Source organism: Adhaeribacter aerolatus, assembly GCF_007991635.1.
Lineage (GTDB): Bacteria > Bacteroidota > Bacteroidia > Cytophagales > Hymenobacteraceae > Adhaeribacter > Adhaeribacter aerolatus.
The window spans coordinates 173,137-196,918 of record NZ_BJYS01000001.1 but is presented as its reverse complement, the minus strand read 5'-3'; the positions used below and the strand labels follow the sequence as shown (position 1 = coordinate 196,918).

Sequence of the window (23,782 nt, the reverse complement as noted above, 5' to 3'; positions counted from 1 at the left end):
AGTAAACAGGTAACAAATATCAGTTAACTGTGAATCATCGTATAATCAAACTAGTACCTGTCATAGAGTGCGGCTTTCACCTCGGCCTGCGCCTTCACAGGCAGAAAGAAAGGCTTTTATTAACGCAATTCTGGTTTTAGGCTGCAGCACAGCCACAGAATAAGCCAGCTCTGATTTATATTCTATTCCTAGTTCTCATAATACTGTATCAAGTTAACTATAAACTCAATGGTTATGGTTAGCTGTTTACACTTTCTCGCAAACCAATATTACCGGCTTCTGGTTTATATCGGTGGTGGCAAATAAATAAATATTGCCGCCTTCTTTCAAGCCGGTTTTTGCCCGGATTTGCGCTACCGTGTCGGGGAAATTGCGCACCGTAATATTGGCTTTCTTTTCCGGAATTTGGGTTAAGAGTTCTTTATTCTGGTAACGGCTGATATGCATGAGCCGGAAAACGCGGCCGGGAAAATCTGTAACTAAATTATCGGAAGTATATAAATGGCTGTTCCGATGTAATTTATGCAGTTGATAGGTTTGGGCTACTGATTTAAATCCACCAGCTTTCAGAATGGCTGCGTTTGGTTCGTAAATATAGGTTTGGGGCAAGCTGTAAGTTACGGCAGCGTTTTCTTCATCGGCATAGCCGAAGCCAAAATATTGATTTTCTTTAGTGGGTAAAATATTATGAGTTTCAATTTCGGGGTTGTTTCCGGCTGTAGTTGTTATATGATAAAGTACTTCTTTACATTCGTTATCTACGGCCACCACATATATTTTGTGTACCTGCTGTAAATCCCGGATGGCCTGGTTAATGTCTAGCATCGGCGAAGTCTTCAGCAGAATATTTTTGCTTTTAGAAAATAACAGGGGCAATAATCCGAGCACATCGGGTTCGCAGTCTTCCAGGCGGTGTACTTTTTGGTTCTGGTTGTCCCGGCGGGCCGGATCCAGGTAAATCCAGTCCGCAGTTCCGGCGTAGAAACGCAGAAATTCGGTTGCCTCGGCGCTATGAAAGGTAATATTTTTAACACCTAAAACCTGTGCGTTGTAGGCCGTAATAGTTGCCAGCTCCGGATTCCGTTCTACATATATAACCTCTTTTACGCGTTGGGCAAAGAAATAACTGTCGATGCCAAAGCCGCCGGTTAAATCAATTAAAATATTGCCAGTTACCAGATTTGCCTTAAAGGTGGCTGTGGTTTCGGAAGAACTTTGTTCAAGAGATAATATTTTTGGGTAAACAATAGCTAGATGCTGGTACCAGGTGGGTAGCTTTTGTTTTATCTTCTGGCGGGCCTGAATGTAATGCACCAGTTCTTTTAAAGGCAAATGCCGGAACCGGTTACCCTGTAGAAGTAATTGCGTCGGGTCGGCCTGTTCGTGTTCTTTTACAAATTCCTGCTCCGCTAAAGTAAGGGGCCTTGCATCGGTCATTAATTATTAGAGTTAATATTTTTTATAAGGTACAAAAATAGCTTTATAACCTTATCCGGAACAACATAACCTATGCATGAAGGTGAAGAGAGCTAAATTTATTTTATATTTTGTTTAAAAATTATTAATAAACATTAAACAAAATATACATCCACTGGTTCTAATCTTGTTATTAATAATTCCAATTAAAAAAATAAGATTATGAAAAAATGGTTAAAACTTTTGTCTCTGGTAATTTTTCCGGCTTTGTTCCTTACTGCTTGTGACGACGATGATGATAACGACGGTATGAGTGCCCAAGCCCGGGTAATGGTAATACATGCCTCGCCTAATTCGCCCGCCGTAGATGTGTTGGTAGATGACAAGAAAGTTAATTCTGCGGGATTAACGTTTCCGAATAATTCGGGATACCTGGATGTAACGGCCGGGCAGCGAAATTTGAAAGTAAATGCTGCCGGTACGGCTACCTCGGTTATTAACGCCAACGCCAACCTGGAAGAAAATAAAAGCTATTCGGTGTTTGCCATTAATATCCTGGCTAATATAGAAGCTTTGGTATTGACGGATAATTTAACGGCACCGGCTTCGGGTAAGGCGCACGTGCGTTTTGTACACTTATCACCGGACGCCCCGGCGGTAGACATTGCCGTTAAAAACGGACCAGTTTTGTTTAGTAATCGTGGTTTTAAATCGGCTACCGATTTTACACCGGTAGATGCTGCCACTTATAATCTGGTGGTCAGATTAGCCGGTACCAATACCGTGGTGCTGGATTTACCGGGAGTGGCTTTGCAAAACGGAAAAATATATACGGTTTTTGCGCGCGGTTATGCGGCGCCACTGGCTGGTAATACAAATACCTTAGGCGCACAGGTAATTGTTAATAATTGATTTGATTACCCACTGCCGGACGCAAACATAAAACCTCGCCCTTAAATAGAACCAGGCGAGGTTTTATGTTTTTATTTTGAGGCTATTAAACTCTTTTGCTTTACTTTTGTTATGATTCTGAATTTGTTACGGTTTAGCGTCTCTTAAATTTAAAAAGTTTAAACCTTTTACCGTTTTAAACAAAATATTAAGTTACTCCAATATATGAGCCTTTGCAGTTCAGAACCTAATTTCGTAAATTCGCATCTCAAAAAGATAAAAACAATGGTTGAAACCTTCGTAAACTACAAAGTAAAAGATATAACCCTGGCGGAGTGGGGTCGCAAAGAAATTAAATTGGCCGAAGCAGAAATGCCTGGTTTAATGGCTCTCCGGGAAGAGTTTGGTGCTTCCAAACCATTAGCGGGTGCCCGTATTGCTGGTTGCTTGCACATGACTATTCAAACGGCGGTACTAATCGAAACCCTGATTGAACTGGGCGCCGAAGTTACCTGGTCGTCGTGTAATATTTTCTCTACGCAGGACCACGCCGCCGCCGCTATTGCTGCTGCCGGCATTCCGGTATACGCCTGGAAAGGCATGAACGAAGAAGAGTTTGACTGGTGCATCGAGCAAACTTTATTTTTCGGCGAAGAGCGTAAACCTTTAAATATGATTCTGGATGATGGCGGTGATTTAACCAACATGGTACTGGATCGTTATCCCGAATTAGCTGCTGGCATTAAAGGTATTTCGGAAGAAACTACTACCGGCGTACACCGCTTATACGAACGCGTGAAAGCCGGCACGTTGCCGTTGCCCGCAATCAACATCAACGACTCGGTTACTAAATCTAAATTCGATAACAAATACGGCTGTAAAGAATCTTTGGTAGATGCTATCCGCAGAGCTACCGACGTAATGATGGCCGGTAAAGTAGCCGTGGTGGCTGGTTACGGCGACGTAGGAAAAGGTTCGGCTGCTTCGTTGCGGGGCGCTGGTGCCCGCGTAATTGTTACCGAAATCGACCCGATTTGTGCTTTGCAGGCTGCTATGGATGGTTTTGCCGTTCGGAAAATGGAAACCGCTATTAAAGAAGCCGACATTGTAGTAACTGCTACCGGTAACTGCGATATTATCCGGGAAGAGCATTTTCGCGCCCTGAAAGACAAAGCGATTGTTTGTAATATTGGGCACTTCGATAACGAAATTGATATGGCCTGGTTAAACAACAACTACGGCAGTACCAAAGACGAAATTAAGCCGCAGGTAGATATGTATACCATCGACGGTAAAAACGTGATTGTTTTGGCCGAAGGCCGTTTGGTAAACTTAGGTTGTGCTACCGGTCACCCATCGTTTGTAATGTCTAACTCTTTCACCAACCAGGTCTTGGCCCAGTTAGAGTTATGGACCAACAACGCTGCTTACGAAAACAATGTTTATACTTTGCCTAAGCATTTAGATGAGAAAGTAGCCCGTCTGCACTTAGCTAAAATTGGCGTAGAACTGGAAGAACTGAACGAAAAACAAGCCAGCTACATTGGCGTAGATGTTCAAGGGCCATTCAAACCAGAATATTACCGTTACTAAACCGCAGATTTCCGCTGACTAGTGGATTAAGCTGATTAAATAATAAAACAGAAAAGCCAGGTATTTACCTGGCTTTTCTGTTTTAGAAATGTTATATCCAATAGCATTAAATAACTGCCTTTTATTTATAAATCCACTTGATTGTTATGCTGAAAGCATCTATTGTTTAGAAAGTAAAGTAGGCAACCAACGGTTTACCTATTTTACCCATCAGATCTTATACGCAATACATTTTTCCAAGATGACAAAAAATAGGACTTAAATATTTCAATCCTTCGGGTTCTTCCGAAGAAAGTACCGGAAATTTGGTATTACTTATTCCCTAAAACTTCCTGGTAAACAGCCAACGTTTTAAGGGCTGTTTGCTCTTTGGTAAAGCCGTTTAAAAACTCGGTAGCGTTGGCGATTAACCTGGAACGCAAAGTATCAATCGTAAGCACATTCAGGACGTGGGTAGCCAGCATATTGGTATCGCGGACAGCGGCTAGCATACCGGTTTGGTTGTGTTTAACAATTTCGGGGATACCGCCGCCGGCGGTAGCTACCACGGGTACCCGGCAGGCAAAGGCATCCAGAATGGTAGTGCCCAGGCCTTCTGTTTCGGAAGTAATCAGAAAAACATCCAGTTCGGGTAATATTTCGGGAATATCCTGGCGGAAGCCCAAAAACAGAATATGTTTCTGCATATTTTTTTGTGCCACATACGCTTCAATTTCGGGCCGGGAAGGACCATCGCCGATAATTAAAAATTTGGCATCTAAATCCTGATTAATTAACTGAGCGGCGGTATCTACAAACGTAAAATAATCTTTGTGTGGGGCAATGGCCGATACGTTCCCGATTAAAAAGGTGCTGAGCGGTAAATCCAGTTCTTCGTGTAATTTGCCGTTGCGGAAGCTTTCTTCAAAGCGGCTTAAATCTATGCCGCTGTGCACGGTTGCCAATTTTTCCGGTTGTTTTAACGCCGGAGCCATTACTTCCTTTATCTTATCCGATACGCAAATTATTTTCCGGATAGCCGGGTAGTTATATTTATAATGCGACAGCCAATTGTTTTTTACCGGAAAATCGACGCGGCGGCTAAGGATTATAGGTAAATTATTGCCTAATAAATCGGCCCAGACACTCAGGGCGTGAGAATGGGCGCTGTGCGCGTGTACCAAATCTATTTTATTTTGTCGGCAATATTTTTTGAGCTGCAGGGCCGTAACTAAATCAAACTCGTTCGCGAAAGGCAGCGAGAGGTGGGAAATATTTTGCTTTTGGCAATAAGTTTCGAAAGCAGATTGCCAGCGGCATGCCACATATACTTGTACGCCGTAGTTTACCAGTTCCGAGAGGAGGTACGCAATTTGCTGCTCGCCGCCCCGCCACGTTTTTTCTGAACTCAAGTGCAAAACCTTCATGCTTCTTGCTTATTTTTCTCCTTCCTGCAGGCGCCATAGTTTCAGGTACCGCATAAAAACACTTACGGCCGCCATGTAACTAATAATAAAACCAACCTTGCCATCCAGAAAACCCCGGAACCAGATATAGTGCCGGAAAAAACGGATGATGGGTTTAACCGCCAAATGATAAAGCGTTACCCGGGTGGTTTTCTGGCGCCGGTCTTTCGCCGAAAGCCAGGTGTAATAATCCCATTTTTCTAAATAAGGTTGTAATCCCCGGTACGTGTAGTGTATCAGCTTGTTTTTAAGCCTTCCGGTGGCGCCGGTCGTGCTTATTTCTTCGTGTACCTGCACCTCGGGGTATCGGCACTGATCGCGCCGGAATAACCGGATAACTTTATCGTACTGCCAGCCGCAATACCGCACCTCCTGGCCCATAAAATAATTTTGGCGGCCAATCCAATACGCTACTTTGGTGTGATCCTGGGTTTGTAATAAGTTCTTAATTTCAATTGTTAAGGCCAGGGGTACCCGTTCATCGGCATCCAATAAAAATATCCAGTTATGCGTGGCCTGGTCTATGGCCCAGTTTTTCTGGCGGGCATGGGTATCGAAAGGCCGCTGGAGCACCTTAACCCCAAATTGCCTGGCTATGGCTACGGTGCGGTCGGTGCTGTAAGAGTCTACCACCAATATTTCATCTGCCCAACTCACCGATTGAATAGCCTCGGCAATATTTGCTTCTTCGTTTTTGCAGGGAATAATGGCGGTAACCAGATGCATTTGGTATGGCGACTACGTTGGGTTGGCAGCAGGCAAAAGTATAGCAATGTACCGGCAAAGCTAATTAATTTTAACTAAAAACTATTTTGACTATCAATTCCGCAATAATAGTTTTAAAGAGAAGCATGCTGGCCAGATGCATGAAACCTGATAAAAGCTAGGCAGGTCATGGCCAGGATAAAGGAGTTTGGTGCCAGGAAATAAATTTCCGTAAATAATTTAATTTTGCAGCGATATAATAATCAGGTATTTAAAGAGTATATTTAATAAAGAGCAGTCTGGATATTGAGCGGTGTGGTTAAAATATAATTGGGTTGAACGCGGGGCGTGAAGCGCAGCTAAAGTTTGATAAACCATTAAAGAAAAATTATATGCAAGCCTGTGGTTTTATTATCTGCTATTTAGCCCTGCTAACCGGAATAGCGGCTTGTGATCCGGCTAAGGAAACACCTGACCCCAATAATATTTTAACTTCGGGTACTGCAGAGATTTATCTTACTCCTGCCGAGGGCAATGTAAATACCTTTGTGAAAATTACCGGCACGGGTTTTGGCAATAATCGAAAAGATGTAACGGTTAAGTTTAACAATGTGCCGGCTTTGGTGAAGGAAGTAGCAGATAAAACTATTTTAACGGTTGTTCCGGTTACTGCTACTACCGGAAAAGTAAGCGTTACCATTAACGATTACACCGTGTATAGTGCTGGTAATTTCACCGTTCTGACGAAAAATATCAGTGCATTTACCGGTACCTGGGTGCGGAAAGCCGATTTCCTGGGGATTAATCGAAGTGGGGTTAGCGCCTTTGCCAATGCTACTACCGGTTTTGTTACGCTAGGAGGAGCCGGAGATTTTGTGTATAAAGATACCTGGCAATACCAACCTGCCAGAGATATTTGGGACGTACAATCTGCCTTCCCCGGAATACCACGATTTAGTGCCGTTAGTTTTACCATCGATAAAAAAGCGTATGTTGTAACCGGCTTTGCCTATTTTAAACCCGGTAAGATTAATGATTTCTGGGAGTTTGATACCGAAACTTTTGTCTGGACTAAAAAAGCAGATTTTCCGGGGACTGAAAGGAAAGTGGCGGTTGCTTTTACCATTAACAACAAGGGTTATGTTACTACCGGTTACACCGACTATTTTGCCCCGGAACTTAAAGATATGTGGGAGTACGATCCGGTGGCGGATAAATGGCAGCAGAAAGCGGATATTCCTTTTGTGTCCCGGAAAGGAGCGGCTGGTTTTAGTATGGGCGGTAAAGGCTACGTAGGAATGGGAACGCATATTAACAACGATGGTTCGGAAGATGGATTGAACGATTTTTGGGAATACGAACCGGCTACCGATAAGTGGGCTCGCAAAGCCGATTTTCCGGAATATATTACCTTGGTTAGCACCTCTTTTGTGCTTGACCAGAGCGGCTACCTGATTAACGGAGATAAAGAATGCTGGCAATATAATCCGGCAGCAAATAAATGGACGGAGAAAAAGCCATTGCCAATTAAATCCGGAGGGCTTGCCAGTTTTGTGATTCAAAATAAAGCTTACGTGTTGGAACCTTATATCGGGCATTTATACCAATTTGAACCGTAACCGGATAAAACCGTAAGCAGTAGCAATATATAAGTGCTGCACATTGGGCTAAATAAAGTTCTGCTGATTTTTAGCCCGAAAGCAGCAAATGAATTAGTGCCTGTACGCAGGTTAATACTTTTGTTTTATTATTTTGTAACCCTTCCAAACTAAAATAAAAGTATTAGCCCCACAATATATTTTTGTTTATTTGCGTATAGGAATCTGTTTTTGTAACCTAAAAGTACAGATTAAGCCAAATGAGCGACCAAAGAGGAAGTCAACTAACCAAAGAAGAGAAAGACGCCCGGTTCGAAGCGGAGCTTTTGCCCATTATCGACCCGCTGTATAACTTTGCTTTTCGGTTAACCCTAGACGAAGACGATGCCAACGACCTGGTTCAGGAGACTTATTTAAAGGCTTATCGGTTCTTCGAATATTTCGAACAAGGAACTAATGCCAAAGCATGGCTGTTCCGGATACTCAAGAACTCGTTTATTAACGATTTCCGGAAGAAGAGTAAACAACCGGCCAAAGTTGATTATAGTGAAGTAGAAAGTTACTATAACACCGAAGGGAACGATAACGATGCGGAAATTGCCACCACCTCGGATATGCGCTCTCAAAGTGTGCAGGAACTGATAGGCGATGAAGTAGCGAGCGCGCTTAATTCATTACCCGTTGACTTTAGGACTGTGATCATCCTTTGTGATTTAGAAGGCTTTACTTACGAAGAGATGGCAAAAATTCTGGATATTCCTATCGGAACGGTTCGTTCGCGATTGCATAGGGCCCGGAATTTTCTGAAAGAAAAATTAGAAGGATACGCCAAAACAATGGGCTATAACAATGAAGATGATAATGAAGAATAACTAACCAGAAGGTATGAAGACAGTCGCTACAAAACCAAACCAAGTATCTGCCAGTAATTGTGGCAAACCAGATTGTGAGAAAATAGTATCACTGCTGGATATAATTATTGACGGGGAAGCCTCCGAGGAAGATAGGACCTATTTTTTCTCGCACGTAGAAACCTGTCAGGAATGTTTTGCTGCTCACCAGAAGCACGAACAACTCAAAAGATTCCTGCGCGAAAATATTCAACGCAAAGTAGTGCCCACTAATTTATTGTCTTCTATCCAATCGGTTATAAAAACTACCGCTTAAATCCTAATGCCAGGCAAGATTATTTTATTCACGGCCCCCTCCGGCGCCGGCAAGACCACTATTGTAAAACATCTCTTAAATACTAATCCACGGTTAGAATTTTCTATTTCGGCCTGTACCCGCGATAAACGGGGGCGCTCGGAAGTAAACGGCAAGGATTATTATTTTATTACCCCCGAAGAATTTCGCCAGAAAATAGAACAGGACGCCTTTGTAGAATGGGAAGAAGTTTACGAAGGCGCCTTTTATGGCACCCTTAAATCCGAAATAGAGCGCATCTGGAGCCACGGCAAAACGGCTATTCTGGATGTAGACGTAAAAGGCGGATTAAAAATAAAGGAATTTTACGGCGATCGGGCCTTAGCCATTTTTGTGAAGCCCCCTTCGCTGGAAATATTAGGTCAGCGTTTGCAGGCCCGCCAAACCGATTCTGCTTCCAGTATTTCGAGCCGTATATTTAAAGCCAAATTCGAAATGAGTTTCGAAAATAAATTTGATGCGGTTATTGTAAACGAAAACCTCGAAGATGCTTTTCAGCAGGCCGAGAACCTGGTAAACAAATTTATCGGCAGCCCTAAAGTTAAAGTTTAACTTATGAAGGTTGGATTGCTGTTTGGCTCCTTTAATCCCATTCACATGGGCCATTTAATTTTAGGTAATTACATGGCCTATAATACCGACTTAAGCGCTGTCTGGTACGTGGTGTCGCCGCAAAACCCTTTCAAAAAAAGCAGCAGCCTGCTGCACGAGTTCGACCGGTTGCACCTGGTATCGCTGGCGATCGATAAAAACGACCGGCTGGGCGTTTCGGATGTGGAGTTCCGGATGCCCCGGCCCAGTTACACCATCGATACCCTAACTTACCTGCAGGATAAATATGCCGGTTACGAATTTGTTTTAATTGTCGGCGAAGATAATTTGCCGTTCTTCCCTAAGTGGAAAAATTATGAACGCATCTTGGAATATTTCGAGGTATACGTTTACCCCCGGTCCGGCACCCCGCCCTATACCTTAAAAGATCATCCTAAAATTAAAACTATTCCGGCGCCCATGCTGGATATTTCCGCAACGCTTATCCGCGACTGCGTACGTCAGCATAAGTCTATTACCTATATGGTACCGGAAGAGGTTGAAGGATATATTAAGCAGAAGAAGTTTTGGATATAGGTTTTAGTTATTAGTTATTAGTTATTAGTTATAGGCAACTACCTCTTACTCATACTTGCAAAAAGGAGGGGAGCCGGGCTGTTGCGTAGGCCTTTGCTTTCCTCCAAAATTCCGACTTTATCCTAAACAACCAACAATTTAGGAATCAACAATTCAACAGGCAGCAATTCAGCAATCTAGTTAGGTAAAAAGGGTAACTTGCGGCTTTAAATTTAGAAGCTATGCATATTGCTATTGTGGGTAATATTGGGGCCGGCAAAACTACATTGGCCCAAAAATTAGCCCAGCATTTTAAATGGGAGTTGTTTCTGGAAGCGGTAGAGGATAATCCTTACCTGAAAGATTTTTACGACGATATGCCCCGCTGGGCTTTTCACCTGCAAATCTATTTTTTAAACAGCCGATTTCAGCAAGTTCAGAAAATTAACCAGAGCACGCGCCCCATTATTCAGGACCGCACTATTTACGAAGACGCTTATATTTTTGCCCGTAACCTGCACCAGTCCGGGCTGATGAGCCAGCGCGATTACGATAATTATTACGGCATTTTTCAGTCGATTATTAGTATGGTAAAGCCACCCGATTTAATGATTTACCTCAAAGCCGACTTACCAAAATTAATTGAACAGATAGAAAAGAGAGGCCGGGAATACGAAAGTACCATGCGGCTGGATTATTTGCGCCACCTGAACGAGCACTACGATAGCTGGATGAAATCTTATGATTTAGGAAAACTGCTGGTGATTGATGTAAACAAGCTTGATTTTGTTTCTAGCCCCGAAGATTTAGGATTTATAATTAATAAAATTCAGGTGGAGTTATTCGGACTTTTCTAAAGGATATCGTTAATTAATATAGAATTTAAAAATTTATTGCCTTTTTAACCAACCAGCTTACTTTTTCCGGACAATGGCAGGTATAAACTTCTGTTAAATTCCCGTATAGAATTAAATCATTTCTATATATTTAGAACAGAAACTACAAACCTAAACGTTATTGTCGTGGCAGAGACTAGCAATAATAATGCGAATGCAGTAAAAGTTAATACTAGCAATAGTTTATTAACCGAACTAGCCTGGGAAGTGTGTAACCAGGTAGGAGGGATTTACACCGTAATCCGATCGAAGGTGCCTTCGATGATTCAGACCTGGGGCGACTGTTACTGCCTGATTGGGCCGTACTTTCACCACAATGCCCAGGCCGAATTTGAACCCACCGACGATTATAGCGGTCCTTTTGGCCAGGCGGTGCTAAAAATGCGCAACATGGGTTTCGAGGTCCATTACGGGCATTGGCTGGTAACCGGCAACCCACTCGTGGTACTGCTAAATCCTTACAGCGTGTACGACCGCCTCGGCGAGATAAAATATAACCTTTGGCATCACCACCATATTCCCACTCCCGGGCACGACGATTTGCTAAACCAGGTAGAAGCTTTTGGTTTTCTGGCCAAAACATTCCTGCAGCAATTGGTGCAGCCCGATGTAACCGATAAAAATGTAATTGCGCATTTCCATGAGTGGATGGTTGGGCCGGCTATACCGGAACTGCGGCGGGAGCGAACAAATCTGCGCATTATATTTACCACGCACGCCACGTTGCTGGGCCGCTACCTGGCCATGAACGATCCATCTTTCTACGACAATTTAACTTCGGTTAACTGGTTGCAGGAGGCTATTCATTTTAATATTGAAACAGCCGTTAAGCTGGAACGGGCGGCAGCCCACGGTGCCCATATATTCTCGACGGTGAGTGATGTGACAGCCCGCGAGTGTATGTTCTTGCTCGAACGCATACCGGATGTAATATTGCCCAACGGGTTAAATATTCAGCGGTTTATTGCCCTGCACGAGCACCAGAACCTGCACCAGAAATATAAAGATAAGATCCACCAGTTTGTCATGGCTCATTTTTTCCAGAGTTATCCTTTCGACCTGGATCAAACGCTGTATTTCTTTACTTCGGGCCGCTACGAATACCGCAACAAAGGCTTTGATGTTACCCTGGAGGCACTGGCCCGCTTAAATTACCGCATGCAGCAGGCCGGCATTAAAAAAACGGTAGTCATGTTTTTTATTACCAAGCAGCCTTATCATTCGGTGCACCCGGGCGTGCTGCAATCGCGGGTAATGATGGAGGAGATTCGAGAAACCTGCGTGGCTATTCAGAAAGAAATTGGTAAAAAACTGTTTTACGCGGCTGCTTCCAGCACCGATTTTAAACTGCCTTCGCTGCGCGAATTTGTAGACGATTACTGGCAGTTGCGTTACCGCCGTACTTTGCAGTCGTGGAAAACGCATAATTTGCCTAGTGTGGTAACGCACAACCTGATTAATGACAGTACCGACGAGATTCTGCACTTTCTGCGGTCATCTAACCTGGTAAATAATGCCCACGACCGGGTCAAAATTGTGTATCATCCGGATTTTGTTTCGGTTACCAACCCGTTATTTGCTATGGATTATGGCCAATTTGTACGGGGCTGCCACATGGGGGTGTTCCCTAGTTATTACGAGCCTTGGGGATATACGCCATTGGAATGTATTGCGCGCGGCGTACCAGCCGTTACCAGCGATCTTTCGGGTTTTGGCGATTATGTTATGGGTAAAATGGAAGGGAAAGCCGGAAAGGGAATATTTGTAGTAAAACGCCGTAACCGTAGTTTCGATGATGCGGCCAATCAGTTAGCCGACTACCTGTTTGAGTACGTGCAATACAGCCAGCGCGACCGCATAGCCCTACGCAACCAGGTAGAAAGCTCTTCGGAAGAATTCGACTGGAAAAACCTGACCCGGTACTACAACAAAGCTTACCAATTGGCCATGGAAAAACCGGTTTATTAATTGCTGAAAGCAGTTATAAAAATATAACCGGCGTTTCGCTCCTGGGGAGCGATATGGAGATAAGTATTAAGCATTTTTAAATAAATATTAGCAGGAGATTAATTGATATTCAATTAGTTTTCTGCTTTTTTTATTTAAAAATTTTATATATTTAAAAACCAGGAATTCAGTTTCTTAAAGCCGAGCCGGAAGGTAATTGAGTACCGTTTAATTTTACGTTGTAGAGCTATGCCCAATAACCTGAGTAATACGTACCAGGATGACCTGCTGCGCTACCCAATAGGTAAATTTAATGCTGCCGCGGAAATAACCAACACGGCGGTGCAAAGCTACATAAACGATATAGCGGCTTTGCCGGCTCAGTTGCGAAGGGCTGTGACCAGCTTAAGCGAGGCACAATTAAATACTCCGTACCGGCCCGGTGGCTGGACTATCCGGCAAGTGGTACATCACCTGGCCGATAGCCACATGAATAGTTACATTAGGTTTAAACTGGCTTTAACCGAAGAGTTGCCTACTATAAAGCCCTACGAAGAAGATCGGTGGGCGGAGTTGGCCGATGGCAAAACAGAACCCGTGGAAGTGTCGCTGGTGTTACTCGAAGCTTTGCACCACCGGTGGGTGGTTTTATTAAAATCGCTTACGCCTGCCCAATGGCAAAAGGCCTTTAACCACCCGGTTTCTGGTATTACGCCATTGGCTAAAGCAGTTGGTTTATACGCCTGGCACGGCCAACATCATTTGGCGCACATTACCAATACATCCAATTAAATAAATAATAAATTTTAGTAAAATTCCCCTATAAATTACATCTGCGTTTATTTAGAATTACGTATAGTTTTAACCTGTATAACAGGTTCTTAGGAGTTAGCTTACCATTCTTTTACCGTCTTTATATGTTTTAATTATACTCACAATGAAAATCAGGAAAATTTACGGATGCGCCATTATTTTATGCCTATCCACTTTAGTAGGCTGCATGAACTTTTATGAGAACCGGGTAGAATCGGATTACAGCTATAACGGCAATTTTAAAAGGTACAAAACATTTAATTTCATGGGTTATAAGAAGACCGATTCCGATTCGAGCAATCACATGGAAATTGTAGAAAATGCCATCCGGGCCCGGATGCAGTTACAGGGGTACCGGTTCAGCGAAAATAAACCAGATTTACTCGTATCGCACAAAATATTCTATGACGATTTATTGTTTAAAGGCTATAACCAAACCGAAATTGATGTTTGGCTGGCTTCCGGTAAAGTAGTAGAAGAAGAAATAGACGAAGAAACCGGCGAGCAGAAAAAAGAATACGATCCGGTGCGGTATAATCTTACCAAAGGTACGTTGCTGGTGGTATTAATCGACCGGAAACACAACCGGGCCATCTGGCAAGGGTATGCTTCAGGCTTATTAGGAAACAAAGACTTTAACAACGAAGGTTACTTAAAGCGGTCGGTAAGGTCTATTTTCGATAAATACAAGGTGTTTACCGAAGGCTATCTCATGACAAACGGTCAGCAGCCGGCCAGAACAGAATAAGATTATTTTTTATTTTATCCGGACATGGTACAAACCAGTTACAGTTGGTTTTAAGCCCGAAAGCATTTACCTTGCAGCTTAAACCATCTGAAAACTTATGTTTGTACATCACGTGTTTTTCTGGCTGAAATCTGACAATACGCCGGATGAAATAAAGAAATTTGAGGCAAGTGTTTCCTCGCTGAAAAGTATTAAAACGGTTCATATGGCAGAGGTGGGCAAGCCTGCTTCTACCGACCGGCCGGTAATTGATACTACCTATTCTTATTCATTATTGCTGGTGTTTAATTCTTTGGCCGACCACGATGCCTACCAGGTAGATCCGGTTCACTTGCAATTTGTGGCTGATTGCTCAAAACTCTGGGAGCGGGTCCTGATTTACGATTCAGAATCGTTGTAATTATTACTTTGGAATATATTAGATAAAAAGCGGTCCCAAAATACTTCGAGACCGCTTTTCTATTTTAAGATAAAGGCATTTAATTTGATACTACGGTAAATTGCTTAAGCAATTGCTTTGTCTAACGCAGTCTCCAATGGAATTTCTACGGCTACAGGTAGTTGTCCCGGGAATAATTGTTCTTCGTGCTGGGAAATATCCAGACCTAATATTTCCTCTTCTTCGGTTACGTTTAACGGCGATACCAGGTCCGTAATTTTTAATAGAATAAAGCTGCCGATTAATGAGAAAGCTACGACGATACCCAGTGCAGTTAAATGAATAAAGAATAATTTGGTTTCGCCGTAGAATAAACCGTTGCCGGTGGTGTTAGCTGCGTTAATAGCGGTATGCGCGAAAACGCCCGTCAGCAGCATGCCCACCATGCCGCCTACGCCGTGGCAGGGAAACACATCCAGGGTATCATCGATATTGGTCTTGGCCCATAAACTAACGGCAATATTGCTGACCAAACTGGCAAAAACCCCGATAAAAATGCTTACCGAAATACCGACGAAACCAGCCGCAGGGGTAATGGCTACTAAACCTACTACCACGCCAATACAAAAGCCCATAGCCGAAGGTTTTTTGCCTTTATAAGCATCGAACAAAATCCAGGCTAAACCGGCCGCCGCTGCCGCCGTGTTGGTTGTAGCAAAGGCAATGGCCGCTAACCCGTTAGCACCTACGGCAGAACCCGCATTAAAACCAAACCAGCCAAACCATAATAAACCGGTGCCCAAAAGCACAAAAGAAATATTAGCCGGAGCCGGAATGGTATGGGCTTTACGCTTACCTAAATACATGGCCGCCGCCAGAGCCGCACAACCGGCGGAGATGTGTACCACGGTGCCACCGGCAAAATCCAGGGCGCCCATCTGGAACAAGAAGCCATCGGGATGCCAGGTCCAATGGGCAATAGGGGCGTAAATAAACATGCTGAACAAACAGGCAAACAGAATATAAGAAGTAAACCGGATGCGCTCGGAGAAAGAACCGGTAATCAGGGCCGGAGCTATCACGGCGAATTTCAGCTGGAAAAAGGCAAACAGCACCAACGGAATCGTAGAAGCTAACGGCCAGGGCTTGCTTTCCAGCACCCCGTTAAACATAAAGTAAGTGCGGGGGTCGCCGATTAAGCCACCAATGGAATCACCGAAAGCCAGGCTAAAGCCCACGGTAATCCAGAGTACGCTGATGATACCCATGCAGATAAAGCTTTGCAGCATGGTAGAGATAACGTTCTTGGCATTGACCATGCCGCCGTAGAACAAGGCTAAACCAGGGGTCATGAGCAGGACCAGGGCGGAGGCTGCCAGCATCCAGGCTACATCGCCCGAGTCGATGCCTTCTGTGGATATGGTGCCGGGTAACTTAGAGAATAAAACACCCAGAATACTTACTGCCAGTAAGGCTAAGAAAGGAATACCTGATAATTTATTTTTCATAAGCTTTTAGAAGTTCCGCTGAAGAATCTGGATCTGATAGTGCAAAAATATATAAAAAATTAAATCAGCCTCAAAATAAGCAGGTGTTTTATGAAAAAATATACATTTTTCAGAATTATAGCTTAAAATTTATCGTCTGTAATTTTATTTTAAAATATCAGATTAAATTTTGCATATTTTTTAAAGCTTCAAAAACAATCTTGCAAACTTTAACTTACATAGCCTTGAATAAGCTTAATGGTTTTTTAAATTGACCTGGAAAATGAATTACATACTAGTGAAATATTGAGCTAATAAAAGAAAAGGTGGTTAATTATTAACCACCTTTCTGTGAAATTGCCAATCCAAGCTATTGTAATATCTGGCGTAAACGTTCTGTCGATCTTAAATTTGGCTTATATCCTAAATTAGGTTCAGAATATCTGGTTAATATTTTTTGAGTCTCTTATTTTATTTAGTGTTCAGAAGATTTTAGTAAAGTGGTTAAAGTTTTAAACCGGGGAGTTCAGTCAACCCAAACTAAGCTAAAACTTTAATTTCAGGAAGAGAATGAGTTTCAGCGGGGGTGGTACCAAATATTAATTGTTCTTCGTGCTGACTGATATCCAGGCCAAGTTCTTCTTCTTCGCGGGAAACGCTCAGCGGCGATACCAAGTCCGTAATTTTTAATAAGACAAAGCTGCCAACCAAAGAGAATGCCACTACAATAGCCAAAGCCGTTAAGTGAATAAAAAACAACTTGGTTTCGCCGTAGAACAATCCATTGCCGGTAGTGTTGCCAGCGTTGATAGCCGTATGCGCGAAAATGCCCGTCATTAACATACCAACCATCCCACCTACGCCGTGGCAGGGAAATACATCCAACGTATCGTCGATGGTAGATTTGGCACGCCAGCCTACTACCAGGTTGCTGATTAATGCTGCTACCACGCCAATAAAAATACTTACCGAAATACCGACGAAACCAGCCGCAGGGGTAATGGCTACTAGACCTACTACCACGCCAATACAAAAGCCCATAGCCGAAGGTTTTTTGCCTTTGAAGGCGTCAAATAAAATCCAGGCCAGACCGGCCGCTGCCGCCGCCGTGTTGGTAGTAGCAAAAGCAGAAGCGGCTAATGTGCCGGCACCAACAGCTGAACCAGCGTTAAAACCAAACCAGCCAAACCATAATAAACCGGTACCTAACAAAACGTACGGGATATTGGCCGGGGCGTGTACCGCATCAGCCTTTCTTTTGCCCAGGTAAAGAGCCGCCGCCAGAGCCGCACAACCGGCGGAGATGTGTACCACGGTGCCACCGGCAAAATCCAGGGCGCCCATCTGGAACAAGAAGCCATCGGGATGCCAGGTCCAATGGGCAATAGGGGCGTAAATAAACATGCTGAACAAACAGGCAAACAGAATATAAGAAGTAAACCGGATGCGCTCGGAGAAAGAACCGGTAATCAGGGCCGGAGCTATCACGGCGAATTTCAGCTGGAAAAAGGCAAACAGCACCAACGGAATCGTAGAAGCTAACGGCCAGGGCTTGCTTTCCAGCACCCCGTTAAACATAAAGTAAGTGCGGGGGTCGCCGATTAAGCCACCAATGGAATCACCGAAAGCCAGGCTAAAGCCCACGGTAATCCAGAGTACGCTGATGATACCCATGCAGATAAAGCTTTGCAGCATGGTAGAGATAACGTTCTTGGCATTGACCATGCCGCCGTAGAACAAGGCTAAACCAGGGGTCATGAGCAGGACCAGGGCGGAGGCTGCCAGCATCCAGGCTACATCGCCTGAGTCGATGCCTTCTGTGGATATGGTGCCGGGTACACCTGAAAAAACCACTCCAAGGATGCTTACCAGAAGCAACGCCATAAAAGGAACGATGGACAATTTTTCTTTCATACTTTTTGTTTTAATGTGATTTATTGATGTGATTTTTATCAAATATATGCAGATGTCTTGAAAAGTGCTTAAAAAATTAACCTGTTTTTATAAAATTTAGTAAAATTAAATAAAATAGCCTTTATAAATAAGGTGTGCTATAAGAATTGTTTTAAATTGAGCAAAGTAGTTTAAAATTTTTAATGGGTATTGGCTAATTATAATCAGATGTTTGTAGAGAATGGTTTGAAATTTAATGGACTATGATAAAAAATGGGTAAAGTGAAGGAGGTATCCTGTGAATTGAGGTATATCTAATAAATATAATGCTGTATTTTGTAAAAGTGATTAAATAAATAACTTAGTATTTGAGGGGGATATTATTCTCTGTTAACCTGGAAAGTAAGTTGTAAATAGTAATTGCCTCCTTAAAAAGCCTTGATGTTCCGAATTAGTTTTATATTTAAGAAAATGGTCTTATCGGGCATAAGCTTTCTTCCGGCATGTTTTACGCGTTTCTCAAAGTTATTTTTAATGTTGCCTTGCGCATTTTCTTCCGGCGGGTAGAAGTCCGTAATAAAAAGTTAATACCGGCAAAAGGTCCCTTGCTACTGGTCGCTAATCACCCTAACACTTTCATGGACCCGATTGCCATTGCAGCTATTGTAAAACCAGAAGTATTTTTTTTAGCGAAAAGCACCCTCTTTAATAATGGTTTGAATAAATGGCTGCTCCGGAAAATGAACCTGATACCCATTTACCGCCGCGAAGATAATGCTGCCCCAATTGCTGCTGCCAACGATACTACTTTCCGGCAATGTTTCGAATTTTTACAGCAGCAAGGTACTTTGCTTATTTTTCCGGAAGGTAATAGTTATAGCGAGCGGCGCCTGCGCCCGCTAAAAACCGGAACCGCCCGCATTGCTTTGGGCGCTGAAGCGCAGGTAAACTTTAAGGCAGGCGTCCAGTTACTGCCTATTGGCCTTAATTATTCCGACCCAACCCGATTTGGAAGTACTTTATTTATTAATGTAGGAGAGCCCATACGGGTAGCTGATTACGCCGAAATTTATAACCAGGATCCGTTTAAAGCGGTACAACAATTAACTGCTGAAGTGCGCAGCCGTCTCGAAGCTTTACTCGTTACCTTTGATTCGCCGGCCGAAGATGAATTAACCCAGCGGATCAGAAACATTTATGCTGCTAACTTAACCGAAGAATTGGGTTTGAGCCGCCGCCAGCAAGATCGGTTTGTGCTAACCAAAGGTATTACCGACAGCATCCGGTATTTTAGTCAGCAGGAGCCCGAACGGGTCAGGAAGATTAGCGAAAAAATTCATTTGTATTACCTTAACCTGAAAAAACTAGGCTTGCAGGATAAGTTCCTGCATATACCTCCGGATAGAGCAGTTTTCCCGCCCGGCACTCTCTTAACGGCATTATTCCTGCTGCTCGGTTTCCCGGTTTTTGTGTGGGGTTTGCTTACCAATTACATTCCTTATTTTATTCCGGGTAAAATTGCCGACCTCATTAGCGAGGAGGAAGAATTTCGGGCTCCCATTATGATGACAGCTGGTATTTTTACTTTTAGTATTTTCTATGCGCTATTGATATGGGCTTTTTACGTTTGGAGCAACAGCAGTTGGGTTACTTTATTTCTAGGAATATCTTTGCCCATTAGTGGCTTATTCTCTTTTTCGTATAGCTTTCGGCTGCGGCTTACCCGCAGCTACCTTAAATTTCTGGCATTTTTTTTCCGCCAAAGTATTTTAGTAGAAACCATCTGGCAGCAGCGGCAGGAAATCATCCGGAGCCTGGAAGACGCCAAAGGTATTTACCTGCAACACCTCGACCAGCGTTCCGAGACTTCTTCCTTAGAACATTTCCAATAAAAATCACATTTCTTTGTATTTAAGCGCATGAATTTTACCCTTTTTCTTTTAATTTAAGTAAAAATCGGCTAGTATTGAAACTTTAAAAGGAAACAGAACGCCTGTTTTACTTGTTTTAATTTTAATAATTATTAATAATAAATAAAATAATGAGTGAAGTAACCACCAAATTCAGGCCCGGGGTATTATTCGGGGACGAAGTAACAGAACTATTTAACTACGCAAACGAGAATAATTTTGCCCTGCCGGCGGTAAACGTGATAGGTACTAACTCGGTAAATGCCGTTCTGGAAACGGCCAGAGCGGTAAATTCGCCGGTAATTATTCAATTTTCGCACGGCGGTGCCCAATTTTATGCAGGCAAAGGTTTATCCAACGACCAGCAAAAGGCAGCCATTGCCGGCGCTGTTTCGGGTGCGCAGCACGTACACCTGATGGCCGAGGCTTACGGCGTACCCGTAATTCTGCACACCGACCACGCTGCTAAGAAATTACTGCCCTGGATTGATGGTTTGCTGGATGCCGGCGAGAAATTTTTTGCCCAGTACGGTAAGCCTTTGTTCAGCTCGCACATGCTGGATTTATCGGAAGAAACCTTAGAAGAAAACGTAGAAACCTGCGTGCGCTACCTGGAGCGGATGGATAAACTGGGTATGACCGTAGAAATTGAATTAGGTGTAACCGGCGGCGAAGAAGATGGTGTAGATAACTCCGATGTAGACAGCGCGCATTTGTATACCCAGCCCGAAGAGGTAGCATACGCTTACGAGGCATTAAGCAAAGTAAGCAACCGGTTTACCATTGCGGCGGCTTTTGGTAATGTGCACGGCGTTTACAAGCCCGGCAACGTAGAATTACGTCCCGAAATCCTGAAAAACTCACAGGAATATATTCAGCAGAAATTCGATACCAAACCTAATTCGGTAAACTTTGTATTCCACGGTGGTTCTGGTTCTGAAAAACACAAAATTACCGAGGCTATTGAATACGGTGCGGTAAAAATGAATATTGATACCGACATGCAGTGGGCTTTCTGGGAAGGAGTTAAAAATTATTACGAAGACAAAAAAGACTACCTCCAAGGCCAGATTGGGAACCCCCAAGGCGAAGATTCGCCGAACAAAAAATATTATGACCCACGGGTGTGGCTGCGCGAAGGCGAAAAAGTATTTATTGCGCGTTTGAAAGAAGCCTTTACCGATTTAAATGCCAACAATCGCAATGCTTAGTTATTAAGTTGATTTTAGTAAAAAAGGTGGAGCGTAAACTCCACCTTTTTTATTTAGGCCATTTCAGGCTCCGGCAGCATCGGATCCGAAGCAATACCCTGTATGTTTAAAGTTTTGAAGTCCCGCCGAACATAGATTACCGGAAATTTCTCGTTCTGTGATTCCGGTTCGAAATCTAATTCCGGATCAACAACCGTGTCTAAGAGCAAGGGTTCACCGTCTATCCGGATAGTTTCCGGGCCAAAGGGTAAGCCGTGCAGTATAATTTTGTAAGTAGTATAGGTTGGTTCAAAAGCACCTTTAATTTCCTGGGAGACGGTTAAGCTGACTTGGGTACCAGTTACTATAAATTTCCTTTCGGTAAAAATGCCTTTTTCATAGGCGTAACCATCACCCCCATCATCATACAAAGTACTGGTAAAGCTGCCTTCTGTATAATACAGGTTTAACGTAAGCTCAGTAATTTCCTTTTCGCCTACATACTGCATGAGGGGGTAAAATGGAACAACCGAACCGGCCCGGATAAAAAATGGAATCCGGTCGAGGGGGGCCTGGGCCCATACTTCTTTGCCGCCTATATATATGGTGTTATCCCAGAAATAATACCAGGTGCCATGGGGTAAGTACAGCCAGCGTCCGTCTACTTCGGCTTGGGTAATCGGGCAGATTAAGAAATTATCGCCTAACCCAAATTCGGCCATGCGGTGGTAGGTTTCCGTATCGTCCTGGGCCATAAACGTTAATGGGCGCAGCATGGGCGTACCAAAAGTTACGTATTGCCAGAACGTGGTATAAATATAGGGTAATAACCGGTAACGGAGTTCGATGAATTTTTTAGCCAGCAAAGTATATTCCGGCCCGAAAGACCAGGGTTCCTGGTCGCCGTGGTCGCCGGAAGAGTGGGTGCGGCAGAACGGGTGAAAAATACCTAGCTGCAACCAACGGATATACAACTCGCCGGTTGGTGTTTCGATGAAGCCGCCAATATCGGACCCCACAAACGACATACCCGAAATGCTGAGGCGCTGGCACTGAATATTGGCCATCCAGAGATGATCCCAGGAAGCCACGTTGTCGCCGGTCCAGGTAGAGGAGAAGCGTTGCGTACCAGAGAAAGCAGATCGGGTAATAACCAGGGGGCGGTTGGGATAGCAGAATTTTTTTACGCCCATGTAAGTAGCCCGGGCCATTTGCATACCATATATGTTATGCGCTTTCCGGTGGCTGCAAGGATTACCGTCGTAGTCGAACCGGACATCGTCGGGGAAAGTGCCCTGCTCAAATACGGCGGGTTCGTTCATGTCGTTCCAAACGCCCCGCACACCATCTACGGTAATTAGCTCTTCGAATAAGTCTGCCCACCACTCCCGCACCACGGGGTGCGTATAATCCGGGAAATGGCAAAGGCCGGGCCAAACCGACCCTTTCATGTAAGGACCATCGCCGCGCCGGCAAAAATACCCGTTCTGGAAGCCCTCCTGGTACACCCGGTAATTTTTATCAATCTTAATACCTGGGTCTATAATAACCACTGTTTTAAAACCATCGGCGGCCAGTTCGCTAATCATGCGTTTGGGGTCCGGAAAATATTCTTTATTCCAGGTAAAGCACCGGAAACCATCCATGTAGTCAATGTCCAGGTAAAGCGCATCGCAGGGAATTTGCCGCTCCCGGAACTCGCGGGCAATGCCTTTAAAGGTACTTTCGGGGTAATAACTCCATTTGCATTGCTGGTAGCCCAGGGCCCAGAGCGGTGGCATTGCGGAGCGGCCGGTTAAAAGGGCGTATTGTTCGGCTACTTCCGTCAGGCCGGGCCCATAAAAAAAATAATAATTCATTTCTTCGCCATGGGCCCAGAAACTGGTTAAATTGGAACGTTCGTGGGCAAAATCGAAATACGTGCGGAAGGTGTTATCGAAAAAAATACCATAAGCGGTTTTCTGGTGCAGGCCAAAATAGAAAGGAATGCTTTTGTACAAGGGGTCGGAGTTGCGGCTGTAACCGTAGGTGTCGCTGCCCCAGTTCTGCAGGCGCCGCCCCCGTAAATTCATATTACAGGATTTGTCGCCGAGGCCGTAGTAATGCTCGCCGCTTTGCACCCATTTACTCATTTTTACCGTGTTGTTGCCGGTCTGTAAGTCGTACTCCCAGTGGTAACCTTTTTCGTCTTCGTTAATTACATTCCCCGATTTGTCTAAAATTTTAATCTGCAGGCCTTCTTTCTGAATGATGCACACCACCAGTTCGGTTGTCAGTTGAAAAGAATCAGGTTTTTGGGTAAACTCTACCTTGGGAGGCTCGGGCTTAAAGTCCGGATCGATGGCATAGGAAAAATCCGGTGGGAAATAGCCGTCCGGCGAGTACCGGAAGCGGATTATCCGGCTGGTTAGCACCTGTACCAGCAACGTTACTTCGTTGGCCGAAGAAAAGTAAAATTTATTCTCTTCCTGTTTATGTTCTATAATTTTGCCCGGGAATAGCTCCTCCCTTCTATTGGTTAGGCTATTAATCATGTAATTCGATTCTGGTATCGGATC

At 43.9% G+C, this 23,782-nt stretch carries 20 protein-coding genes; 14 read left to right on the top strand and 6 right to left on the bottom strand.

What is annotated here, in order from left to right; all coding sequences use genetic code 11:
• Window positions 1-246: 246 nt before the first annotated feature.
• Window positions 247-1,437, bottom strand: coding sequence for a THUMP-like domain-containing protein (locus AAE02nite_RS00900; RefSeq protein ID WP_146894550.1), 1,191 nt, complete (start codon window positions 1,435-1,437; stop codon window positions 247-249).
• A gap of 201 nt (window positions 1,438-1,638) precedes the next feature.
• On the opposite strand from AAE02nite_RS00900, the gene AAE02nite_RS00895 reads away from it, so the two are divergent.
• The gene (locus tag AAE02nite_RS00895; protein WP_146894549.1) at window positions 1,639-2,328 is read left to right on the top strand and encodes a DUF4397 domain-containing protein; all 690 of its coding nucleotides are present in this window, start codon (window positions 1,639-1,641) and stop codon (window positions 2,326-2,328) included.
• Window positions 2,329-2,592: 264 nt separating this feature from the next.
• A complete protein-coding gene (gene ahcY, locus AAE02nite_RS00890) occupies window positions 2,593-3,900 on the top strand; it encodes an adenosylhomocysteinase (protein ID WP_146894548.1) in 1,308 nt (435 codons plus the stop codon).
• Between the two features lie 311 nt (window positions 3,901-4,211).
• On the opposite strand, the gene AAE02nite_RS00885 is transcribed toward ahcY, so the two are convergent.
• Together AAE02nite_RS00885 and AAE02nite_RS00880 are read right to left on the bottom strand one after the other, a co-directional pair.
• Complete coding sequence (locus tag AAE02nite_RS00885; protein ID WP_146894547.1) at window positions 4,212-5,306, bottom strand: glycosyltransferase family 4 protein; 1,095 nt, start codon at window positions 5,304-5,306, stop codon at window positions 4,212-4,214.
• Window positions 5,307-5,315: 9 nt separating this feature from the next.
• Complete coding sequence (locus tag AAE02nite_RS00880; RefSeq protein ID WP_146894546.1) at window positions 5,316-6,071, bottom strand: glycosyltransferase family 2 protein; 756 nt, start codon at window positions 6,069-6,071, stop codon at window positions 5,316-5,318.
• A gap of 371 nt (window positions 6,072-6,442) precedes the next feature.
• On the opposite strand from AAE02nite_RS00880, the gene AAE02nite_RS00875 reads away from it, so the two are divergent.
• The 10 genes from AAE02nite_RS00875 to AAE02nite_RS00830 all read left to right on the top strand — a co-directional run bounded on the left by AAE02nite_RS00875 (window position 6,443) and on the right by AAE02nite_RS00830 (window position 14,765).
• Window positions 6,443-7,669, top strand: a complete 1,227-nt coding sequence (locus tag AAE02nite_RS00875; RefSeq protein ID WP_146894545.1) for an IPT/TIG domain-containing protein — start codon at window positions 6,443-6,445, stop codon at window positions 7,667-7,669.
• Between the two features lie 239 nt (window positions 7,670-7,908).
• A complete protein-coding gene (locus AAE02nite_RS00870; RefSeq protein ID WP_146894544.1) occupies window positions 7,909-8,520 on the top strand; it encodes a sigma-70 family RNA polymerase sigma factor in 612 nt (203 codons plus the stop codon).
• Window positions 8,521-8,533: 13 nt separating this feature from the next.
• Window positions 8,534-8,815 (top strand): zf-HC2 domain-containing protein, encoded by a 282-nt coding sequence (locus AAE02nite_RS00865; protein WP_146894543.1) that lies wholly within the window; start codon window positions 8,534-8,536, stop codon window positions 8,813-8,815.
• Window positions 8,816-8,821: 6 nt separating this feature from the next.
• Window positions 8,822-9,406: a guanylate kinase gene (gmk, locus tag AAE02nite_RS00860; protein WP_146894542.1), complete on the top strand. Its 585-nt coding sequence runs from the start codon at window positions 8,822-8,824 to the stop codon at window positions 9,404-9,406.
• A 3-nt stretch (window positions 9,407-9,409) separates the two neighbouring features.
• On the top strand, window positions 9,410-9,982 hold the full coding sequence (gene nadD, locus AAE02nite_RS00855; protein ID WP_146894541.1) for a nicotinate (nicotinamide) nucleotide adenylyltransferase: 573 nt from the start codon (window positions 9,410-9,412) through the stop codon (window positions 9,980-9,982).
• A 221-nt stretch (window positions 9,983-10,203) separates the two neighbouring features.
• The gene (locus tag AAE02nite_RS00850) at window positions 10,204-10,818 is read left to right on the top strand and encodes a deoxynucleoside kinase (RefSeq protein WP_146894540.1); all 615 of its coding nucleotides are present in this window, start codon (window positions 10,204-10,206) and stop codon (window positions 10,816-10,818) included.
• 165 nt (window positions 10,819-10,983) lie between these two features.
• Window positions 10,984-12,825 carry a glycosyltransferase gene (locus AAE02nite_RS00845; protein ID WP_146894539.1) on the top strand — a complete coding sequence of 614 codons (1,842 nt, stop codon included), beginning with the start codon at window positions 10,984-10,986 and terminating at the stop codon, window positions 12,823-12,825.
• Between the two features lie 228 nt (window positions 12,826-13,053).
• Window positions 13,054-13,596, top strand: coding sequence for a YfiT family bacillithiol transferase (locus AAE02nite_RS00840; protein WP_146894538.1), 543 nt, complete (start codon window positions 13,054-13,056; stop codon window positions 13,594-13,596).
• 145 nt (window positions 13,597-13,741) lie between these two features.
• Window positions 13,742-14,365 carry a DUF4136 domain-containing protein gene (locus AAE02nite_RS00835; protein ID WP_146894537.1) on the top strand — a complete coding sequence of 208 codons (624 nt, stop codon included), beginning with the start codon at window positions 13,742-13,744 and terminating at the stop codon, window positions 14,363-14,365.
• A 97-nt stretch (window positions 14,366-14,462) separates the two neighbouring features.
• The gene (locus tag AAE02nite_RS00830; protein WP_146894536.1) at window positions 14,463-14,765 is read left to right on the top strand and encodes a Dabb family protein; all 303 of its coding nucleotides are present in this window, start codon (window positions 14,463-14,465) and stop codon (window positions 14,763-14,765) included.
• A gap of 104 nt (window positions 14,766-14,869) precedes the next feature.
• Here AAE02nite_RS00830 and AAE02nite_RS00825 read toward each other — a convergent pair whose 3' ends face one another.
• Window positions 14,870-16,252, bottom strand: coding sequence for an ammonium transporter (locus AAE02nite_RS00825; RefSeq protein ID WP_146894535.1), 1,383 nt, complete (start codon window positions 16,250-16,252; stop codon window positions 14,870-14,872).
• A gap of 519 nt (window positions 16,253-16,771) precedes the next feature.
• Window positions 16,772-18,145 (bottom strand): ammonium transporter, encoded by a 1,374-nt coding sequence (locus AAE02nite_RS00820; RefSeq protein ID WP_146894534.1) that lies wholly within the window; start codon window positions 18,143-18,145, stop codon window positions 16,772-16,774.
• A gap of 482 nt (window positions 18,146-18,627) precedes the next feature.
• Here AAE02nite_RS00820 and AAE02nite_RS00815 point away from each other — a divergent pair, with 482 nt between their 5' ends.
• Window positions 18,628-20,016 (top strand): lysophospholipid acyltransferase family protein, encoded by a 1,389-nt coding sequence (locus AAE02nite_RS00815; protein WP_146894533.1) that lies wholly within the window; start codon window positions 18,628-18,630, stop codon window positions 20,014-20,016.
• A 149-nt stretch (window positions 20,017-20,165) separates the two neighbouring features.
• Window positions 20,166-21,245, top strand: coding sequence for a class II fructose-bisphosphate aldolase (gene fbaA / locus AAE02nite_RS00810; RefSeq protein ID WP_146894532.1), 1,080 nt, complete (start codon window positions 20,166-20,168; stop codon window positions 21,243-21,245).
• A 53-nt stretch (window positions 21,246-21,298) separates the two neighbouring features.
• Here fbaA and AAE02nite_RS00805 read toward each other — a convergent pair whose 3' ends face one another.
• Window positions 21,299-23,758 carry a glycoside hydrolase family 31 protein gene (locus AAE02nite_RS00805; RefSeq protein ID WP_146894531.1) on the bottom strand — a complete coding sequence of 820 codons (2,460 nt, stop codon included), beginning with the start codon at window positions 23,756-23,758 and terminating at the stop codon, window positions 21,299-21,301.
• Between the last annotated feature and the right edge of the window lie 24 nt (window positions 23,759-23,782).